The sequence below is a fragment of the Janthinobacterium sp. GW822-FHT07H10 genome, from assembly GCF_058798675.1.
In genome coordinates this window covers 1-8203 of sequence record NZ_JBXAKS010000032.1, presented here as the reverse complement: position 1 = coordinate 8203, position 8203 = coordinate 1, and the positions used below count along the sequence as shown (strand labels likewise).

Annotated in this window: 6 protein-coding genes; 3 read left to right on the top strand and 3 right to left on the bottom strand. The window is 65.1% G+C overall.

Annotated features, from left to right (window positions below):
• On the bottom strand, positions 1 to 4726 hold a 4726-nt coding region (locus AC1RDJ_RS28290), incomplete at its 3' end, for a beta strand repeat-containing protein (protein WP_493029443.1).
• Positions 4727 to 5155: 429 nt separating this feature from the next.
• Here AC1RDJ_RS28290 and AC1RDJ_RS28285 point away from each other — a divergent pair.
• Genes AC1RDJ_RS28285 through AC1RDJ_RS28275 form a run of 3 tightly spaced genes read left to right on the top strand, consistent with a single transcriptional unit; the run spans position 5156 to position 6805 of the window.
• Positions 5156 to 5659 carry a phage tail protein gene (locus AC1RDJ_RS28285; RefSeq protein ID WP_493029442.1) on the top strand — a complete coding sequence of 168 codons (504 nt, stop codon included), beginning with the start codon at positions 5156 to 5158 and terminating at the stop codon, positions 5657 to 5659.
• A 30-nt stretch (positions 5660 to 5689) separates the two neighbouring features.
• Positions 5690 to 6223: a phage tail protein gene (locus tag AC1RDJ_RS28280; RefSeq protein ID WP_493029441.1), complete on the top strand. Its 534-nt coding sequence runs from the start codon at positions 5690 to 5692 to the stop codon at positions 6221 to 6223.
• A gap of 48 nt (positions 6224 to 6271) precedes the next feature.
• A complete protein-coding gene (locus AC1RDJ_RS28275) occupies positions 6272 to 6805 on the top strand; it encodes a phage tail protein (protein WP_493029439.1) in 534 nt (177 codons plus the stop codon).
• An 85-nt stretch (positions 6806 to 6890) separates the two neighbouring features.
• Here the strand turns inward: AC1RDJ_RS28275 and AC1RDJ_RS28270 are convergent, their stop codons facing one another.
• Both AC1RDJ_RS28270 and AC1RDJ_RS28265 read right to left on the bottom strand, forming a co-directional pair.
• Positions 6891 to 7184 carry a DUF6916 family protein gene (locus tag AC1RDJ_RS28270; protein ID WP_493029438.1) on the bottom strand — a complete coding sequence of 98 codons (294 nt, stop codon included), beginning with the start codon at positions 7182 to 7184 and terminating at the stop codon, positions 6891 to 6893.
• 191 nt (positions 7185 to 7375) lie between these two features.
• Positions 7376 to 8203: autotransporter outer membrane beta-barrel domain-containing protein (locus AC1RDJ_RS28265; protein WP_493029437.1), on the bottom strand; the 828-nt coding region annotated here is incomplete at its 5' end.

Sequence of the window (8203 nt, the reverse complement as noted above, 5' to 3'; positions counted from 1 at the left end):
TGCCCGAGGCCGTAAAGCTCAGCTGATAGACAGGCTTGCCGGCCGTGCCGACGTCGCGCACCACCGCCTTGCCGGCGCTTTCCGGCGCGATGCTCAGCACATTGGCGGCCGTGAACGGACCGCCCGTGGCGCCCGCCGTCAGGTCGACATTGACCGTCAGGCCGGCCACCACCGTGGCGCTCTGGCTCACCACCTGCGGCATCGGATTGACGGTCACCGTGGCTTTTACCGGCAGCGAGGCGCCGAAGGCGTTCGACAGCGTGTAGCCGATGCTGATGTCGCCGCTGGTATCGATGCCTGGCGTGTAGACGATGTCCATGCCGCTGACCACCGCCGTGCCGCTGGCCGGCGCCGTGGTGATGGCCACCGCCGTGAACGGGCCGCCCGTGGCGCCTTCCGTCACGTGCAGGGTCACCGGCGTGCCGGCCAATACCGTGGCCGTCTTCGCCACCGCTACCGGCACCGGCTGCGGCGCCACCGTCAGGCTGACCGTGGCCGGCGCGGACGTGCCGCCCGGGCCAGTCAAGGTGTAGCGGAAGCTGTCCGGACCGAAGTAGTCGGCATTCGGCACATAGGTCACCTTGAAGGCGCGGCCGCTGCCGCCCCCTGCCGCGCCGGTCGCGACGACCGTCACGCGGCCATGCTGCGGCGGCGTGACGATGGTCACATCCGTGACCGGGCTGCCATCGGCAGAAGCGATCGTCAGGCTCACCTCCTGGTTGGCCGACGTCGTCGCCGTTTCATTGACCACCGGCGGCGGCGCCTGGCTCACCTGCAGGGTCAGGGCCTGCTGCACCGTGAACTGGTTGGCATCCTTTGCCTGCAGGGTGAAGGCGAAGCTGCCGGCCGCCGTCGGCGTGCCGCTGACGACGCCCGTCGCCGTATCGAGTGCCAGGCCGGCCGGCAGGGCGCCGCCGGCAAGCGCATATGCGTATGGCGCGACGCCGCCGGCCGCCGTGAAGGCCTGGCTGTAGGCGTCGCCGACGCGGATGCCGGCCAGGCTGGCTGGCGTCAGGGTCAGGGTCGGCGCGGCCACTGCCAGCGTATAGCTGTTGGTGGCGCTGAACGGCGCGCCCACGCCGGTGCTGCTGTCGGTGACCTTGATGCCGAAGGTGAAGCTGCCGGCCACATTGGTGGTGCCGGACAGCACGCCGGTGGCCGCATTCAGGCTCAGGCCCGTCGGCAGGCTGCCGCTGCTGACGCTGTACGTATACGGTGCCGTGCCGCCCGCCGCCGTCAGCGTCGCGCTGTACGGCGTTGCCACCGTCGGATTGGCCAGGGTGGCCGGTGTCAGCGCCACTGCCGCGGAGGTGACGGACAGGCTGTAGCTCTTCGCGCCCGTGAATTGATGCGTATCCGTGGCCGTCACGGTGACCGGGAAATTACCGGCCGCCGTTGGTGTGCCTGCCAGCAAACCGCTATTGCTCAGGGTCAGGCCGGCGGGCAAGCTGCCGGCCGTCACGCTGAAGGTGTACGGCGCGCCGCCGCCGCTGGCAGTCAATTGCTGGCTGTAGGCGGCACTGACCTGGGCCGCCGGCAAGGCGACAGGCGTGATGTCGATGGCCGAGGTGACGGTCAGCGTGTATGTTTGCGTGGCAACGGTATTCACGCCGGCGACCGCGGCCTGGGTCGCGGTGATGATGCTGGTGCCGGCGCTGACGGGCACGATGGCGCCGCTGCTGTTGACCGTGGCCACCGCCGCATTCGAACTGACATACGTCAGCGCGCCATAACTGCCGCCGGTCAGGGTCGAGGTCGCCACATTGCTGAAGCTATTGCCCAAAGGAACAGATGCCGCCGTCGGTGTCGCAAACGTGATGACGCCGGTCGGAATATACGTAAATTGATCCGCCGCGCTGGTGGCGCTGGTGCCGCCCGCCGTCGTGACGGTTACATCCACCGTGCCGACGCTGCCGGCCGGCGCCGGGACCGTGATCTGCGTGGCGCTGTTGACCGTGAAGCCGGTCGCCGCCGTGGCGCCGAACCTCACGGCCGTGGCGCCGCCAAAGCCCGTGCCCGTGATGGTGACGCTGGTGCCGCCAGCCACGGGACCCGACGTGGGAGAAATGCCGGTGACCGTCGGCGCGCCCACAAAGGTGAACTGGTCCGCTGCGCTGGTGGCGCTGGTACCGCCCGTCGTCGTCACGCGCACGTCGACCGTGCCCGTGCCGGCTGGCGCCGTCGCCGTGATCTGCGTGGCGCTGTTGACGGTAAAGCCCGTCGCCGCCGTGGCGCCGAACGTCACGGCTGTCGCGCCGCTAAAACCCGCACCGTTGATGGTGACGCTGGTGCCGCCCGTCGTTGGCCCTGCCGTGGGCGCAATGCTGGTAACCGTCGGCGCGCCCACATAGGTGAACTGGTCCGCCGCGCTGGTGGCGCTGGTGCCGCCCACCGTGGTCACGCGTACATCCACCGTGCCGCTGCCGCTCGGCGCCGTCGCCGTGATCTGCGTGGCGCTGTTGACGGTAAAGCCCGTGGCCGCCGTGGCGCCGAAGGTAACAGCCGTCGTGCCGCCAAAGCCCGTGCCCGTGATGGTGACGGTAGTGCCGCCAGTGGCCGGGCCTGCCGTCGGCGAAATGCTCGTCACCGTCGGTGCCGGCACGAAAGTGAACTGGTCCGCCGCGCTGGTGGCGCTGGTGCCGCCCGTCGTCGTCACGCGCACGTCGACCGTGCCCGTGCCCGCTGGCGCCGTCGCCGTGATCTGCGTGGCGCTGTTGACCGTGAAGCCCGTGGCCGCCGTGGCGCCAAACGTCACGGCCGTGGCGCCGGTGAAGCGCGTGCCGGTGATGATGACCGAAGTGCCGCCAGTGGTGGGGCCTGCCGTGGGCGACAGGCTGGTGACCGTCGGCGCTCCGACATAGGTGAACTGGTCCGCCGCGCTGGTGGCGCTGGTGCCGCCCGCCGTGGTCACGCGCACGTCGACCGTGCCGGCGCTGCCGTTTGGTGCCGTCGCCGTGATCTGCGTGGCGCTGTTGACGGTAAAGCCGGTCGCCGCCGTGGCGCCGAAGGTCACGGCCGTCGTGCCGCTAAACCCCGTGCCGGTGATGATGACCGAGGTGCCGCCGGCGGCGGGCCCCGATGTTGGCGAAATGCCCGTCACGGTCGGTGCCGGCACGTAGGTAAATTGATCGGCGGCGCTGGTGGCGCTGGTGCCGCCCGCCGTGGTGACGCGCACGTCCACCGTGCCCGTGCCTGCTGGCGCCGTCGCCGTGATCTGCGTGGCGCTGTTGACGGTAAAGCCCGTCGCCGCCGTGGCGCCGAACGTCACCGCCGTCGTGCTGCTAAAGCCAGTGCCGGTGATGATGACGGTGGTGCCGCCGCCGGCCGGCCCCGCCGTGGGCGAAATGCTCGTCACTGTCGGTACCGCTACAAAGGTGTACTGGTCCGCCCCGCTGGTGGCGCTGGTGCCGCCCGCCGTCGTGACGCGCACGTCCACCGTGCCCGTGCCGGCTGGCGCCGTGGCCGTGATCTGCGTGGCGCTGTTGACCGTAAAGCCGGTTGCCGCCGTGGCGCCAAACGTTACCGCCGTGGCGCCGGTAAAGCCCGAGCCGTTGATGGTCACGCTGGTGCCGCCGGAGGTAGGCCCCGCCGTGGGCGAAATGCTCGTCACCACCGGGGCAGGTATATAGGTGAACTGGTTGCCCGCGCCGGTGGCGCTGGTGCCGCCTGTCGCCGTGACGGTCACGTTCACGGTGCCTGCACTGCCGGCGGGCGACGTGGCGGTCATGGTCGTGGCATTGACCACGGTAACGGCAACGCCATTGTTGGCGCCGAACTTCAGTGCCGTCACACCCGAGAAGCCGGTACCGGTGATGGTCACGGCGGTGCCGCCAGAGCTGGGGCCGGACGCAGGCGAGACCGCGGTGATGGTTGGCGGCGGCTGGGCGTTGACGTCCATGGCATAGCTTCGCGACGTGTTGTACGGTCCGTTGCCGCCCGTGACATCCGTCGATTTGATCACAAAGTTAAAGGTGCCCAGGGCGCTGGGCGTACCCGATAACAAACCGCTGGACGACAGGGTCAGGCCCGTTGGGAGGGTGCCGGACTCCACCACATACGTGTAGGGCGCGCTGCCGCCGGAGGTCGACATCTGCTGGCTGTAGGGCACGGACTGCCCCGCCGCACTCAGGGTGGTCGGCGTGATGGACAGGGTCGGCACGGCGATCGACACGGAATAGTTCTTGGTGACGGTCAGCGGCGTGCCCGGGGTCGAGTCGGTCACCTTGACGCTGAACACATAGGCGCCGGTGGCCGTCACGGTGCCGGAAATCACGCCGCTCGACGATACGCTGATGCCAGGCGGCAAGGTACCGGAATCCAGCACATAGGTGTAGGGGGCGACGCCGCCGCTCGACGACATGCCCTGGCTGTAAGGCACGCCAATCACGGGCGTGGGCAGGCTGCCCGGCGACACCGTGAAGGCGGCTGCCGCCGGCGCGACTGTCACGGTGAAAGTGACTTCCTTGCTATCCTCGTCAAGCAGGATAAAGCTGTCGGACAGCGCCCCGTCGCCATTATTGATATAGGTGGCGATGCCATCGCCGTTATTGACGAGGCCTGTAATGGTGCCGTGCAGGGGCGTCGCGTTATTGTCAATCAGGCCGAATCCGCTGCAGGCCGACAGGTCGATGATATGCGTGCCGCCCGAGGCGACCGAAAAACTCTGGCTGGGCGTACATTTTACGCTCGGCACGGCCTGCGCCGGATTGGCGCCGAATGCCAGCATCAACAGGCACAGCGAAGCAAACCAATGCCCAAGACGGCAAGATATCGACGTCCCGAGCGCCGCGCGACTCGACATTCGTTTCCGATTTCCAGCATAAAAAGCGAGCAGGAAAGAATATGCCGGACAGCCGACAACAGCGTTGCAAATACGCAACATAGTTTCTCCAATACAGAGTTTTTTTAGACAAAGATGAACATGATTTCAGGCCGCAAGCGATGCCATTCTTGCACTCTTACAGAGTGCCAACAGATGTTGACGCTTGCCATACGACAACGTATGCTACTCCGAGATTTCAATAAAGTAACTATAACAAAAAGGGTTTTTTAAATCGCAATATTGATTGCAAATGGAAAATATTCATTATTTGACATTTGATTGCATTCCAACCGTGGGAGAACGATGATGGCTGATGTATATCTGGGACAGATCATGATGGGCGGCTTCAATTTTGCGCCGCGTGGATTTGCTGCATGTAACGGGCAATTGCTGCCCGTTGCGCAGAATCAGGCGCTGTTTGCGCTATTGGGAACCGCCTATGGCGGCAATGGCAGCACCAACTTTGCCCTGCCCAATTTGCAAGGCAGTACGCCCGTCGGTGCGGGTGCCTCCGTGGACGGCGCATGGCAGCCTGCCCCGTATCCCGTCGGCACGCGGGCCGGCGTGGAGGCTGTCACCTTGATATCGACTCAGATGCCTGCGCACACACATGCAGCCAATACGGTAACCACGCCCGGCACCTCGAAAAACCCGACAAACACCCTGTTTGGCGGCAGCGGCGCGGAATCCATCTATGGTTCGGCTGGCCCGCAAGTCACCCTGTCCAGCCAGACCCTGGCGCTGACCGGCGGCAACCAGGCGCATAACAATATGCAGCCGTTCTCGGTGATCAATTTCAATATCGCCTTGAGCGGTATCTTCCCATCGCGCAACTAAACTGCCAGCCACTTCTAACGGAGCATAGTCATGACCACACCCTATGTCGGCGAAATCCGCCTGTTTTCCTTTCCCCGCATTCCCAGTGGCTGGTTCGCCTGCGATGGCAGCCTGAAACCGATCGCCAATAATGAAGTGCTGTACACCTTGCTGGGCACCACCTACGGCGGCGACGGCGTCAACACCTTCGCCGTGCCCGATCTGCGCGGCCAGGTTCCCCTGCACATGGGCACCGGCCCCGGCCTGACCAACCGGGTCATCGGGCAAAGAAGCGGCAGCGAATCGGTGACCTTGCAGACAACCCAGTTGCCTTCGCATACGCACCCGTTCAATGTGAACAGCCCCCTGGCAACGGTCAATGCGCCGGCGGCCAACCTGCTGCTGGCTGCCCCCTCGAATAACGACAAGATGTACACCAGCGACCTGACCGGCCTCACCGCCTATGCACTGGCAACCACTGCCACGGGCTCCGCAGGGGGTAACCTGCCGCACGAAAATACCATGCCGACCCTGACCGCATCGTTCTGCATCGCATGGGCAGGCATTTTCCCATCCCAGCAATAACAGCCAGCACGCATACGCTGCCAACAGAATCGATCAGGAGAAACTACCGTGACATCACCATATATTGGCGAAATACAAGTCTTCGGCTTCAATTTCACACCCTACGGATGGGCCAGCTGTAACGGCGCCACCCTGCAGATACAGCAATACTCCGCCCTGTTTTCCTTGATCGGCACGCAGTATGGCGGGAACGGGACCACCACCTTCCAGCTGCCCAACTTCACGGGACGCGCGCCATGCGGCCAGGGAACCGGACCAGGCCTGACGCCGCGCGTGGTGGGCGAGACGTTCGGCACCAACAGTGTCTCGCTGAACGTGACGGAAATCCCGGCTCACACGCATCAACTCAATGTGTACCGCCAGCCCACCGCCGCCCTGCAGCACAACACGCCGCTCGCTAACGATGGCATGATTGCCCTGACCGGCACGTCCGCCTTTGTGCCATCGACGCCACCAAACGTCACGCTGTCACCTGTGGCGATCGGCACTGCCGGTGGCGGCCTGCCGCATGAGAACCGGCAGCCGATGCTGGCGCTGAATTTCTGCATTGCCCTGCAAGGCGAGTTTCCCGCGTTCGATTAAGACCTGAAGACCCAGGCAGGCGGCGCCGGCAGCGGGCCGCCCTGCCCGGGCCGGTAATCTCGCCGCAGCATATTCAGCCGCGTTCTCAGTTGAACACGGCCTGATACAGAAAACCGTGACTGTCACGCGCCACCGGCACCAGGAAGATTCCCACCTCGCCAAACGCTTCATGCCGCATCTGGAAAATCTTCTGGCTGAACAGGATGGGTGAGCTATTGTGGAACATCAGGCTGAAAGGCTTGCGCAGCATGCCCTCGAGGGTCGCTGACGGCAGCGGACGTGCTTCCTTCAGGACAAAAGCGGCATTCCCGTCGCTGACGCAAATAAACGTATCGTTGACGCGCGCGGCAAAATGTTCGAGGGTCAGGACATTCATCATTCCAGGCATTCCATTCCATGAGCAGTGTGGTTGAGGCAATGCTTGATTCTAATGGAATCATTACCGCTCCGGCACGCCATTTGCAATGCAAGCCACACTGATGCGGCCCATTGATTTGCATAGCCCACATGCGCCGCGGGGCGGGAGCAAGCTGCTCCCGCCCCGCGGCGTTACTCCCTGTATCAGCAAACTTACCTGAGCGGCATGGCAATGCCGAACATTACCGACTGGCTGCGCCCGCTATCCATGTTCAGATTGCTGTTGTAGTCCAGGGTCAGGGTCATGCCGTTCGACAGCAACAGCTTCACGCCCAGGCCCGCCGTCCAGTTGCCCGTCTGCTGCGGCAAGGTGCGGATCACGTACACGGGACCGTCCGCCGCCAGGTCGGCATACGCCAGGCGCGCATCGTCGGCGCCCTGGAACTGGTGACGGTACTCGAGACGCGCACGCGGGTACCACGTCCCCAGGCCGCCCACATACAGGCCCTCGGCGCGCACGCCCAGCGCGCCGATGCGCGAGCGCACCGTCTGCTTGAAGTAGCTCAGCGCGTTGATGCCGGGCGCCTTCTCCGTGTACGGATCGAGCTTGGCCGACATCAGTTCCACGCGGCCGTATGGCGACCACATCCATGTTTCATTGCGCACCTCGATACCGCCGACAAGCGCACCAAACACTTGCTTGCCGTCGCGCTCGCCAGTGGCGTAACCGCTGCCGTCCGTCAGGTAGCGCGAGGCGTCGTACTGCAGGGTACCGTAGCCAAGCACGCCGTCAAGGAAGACGCCCTTGCTTGGACGCAGGCTGCCATACACGGCCGCCACGGCACTGTCGGCGCTGCTCTTGCTGCCGTTCTGTCCCACGTCGCTGCGGTCATGGCTGAAGCCGGCGCCGGCGCCGACGGTGGCCAGCTCGCTCAAACGATAATCGCCGCCCACGCTGATGCCATTGGTGCGGAAATGGAAGCCCGTCTGGCGGCCATTCACGTACTGCTGGCCGAAGTCGACCGCGCCGCCGAGCCACAA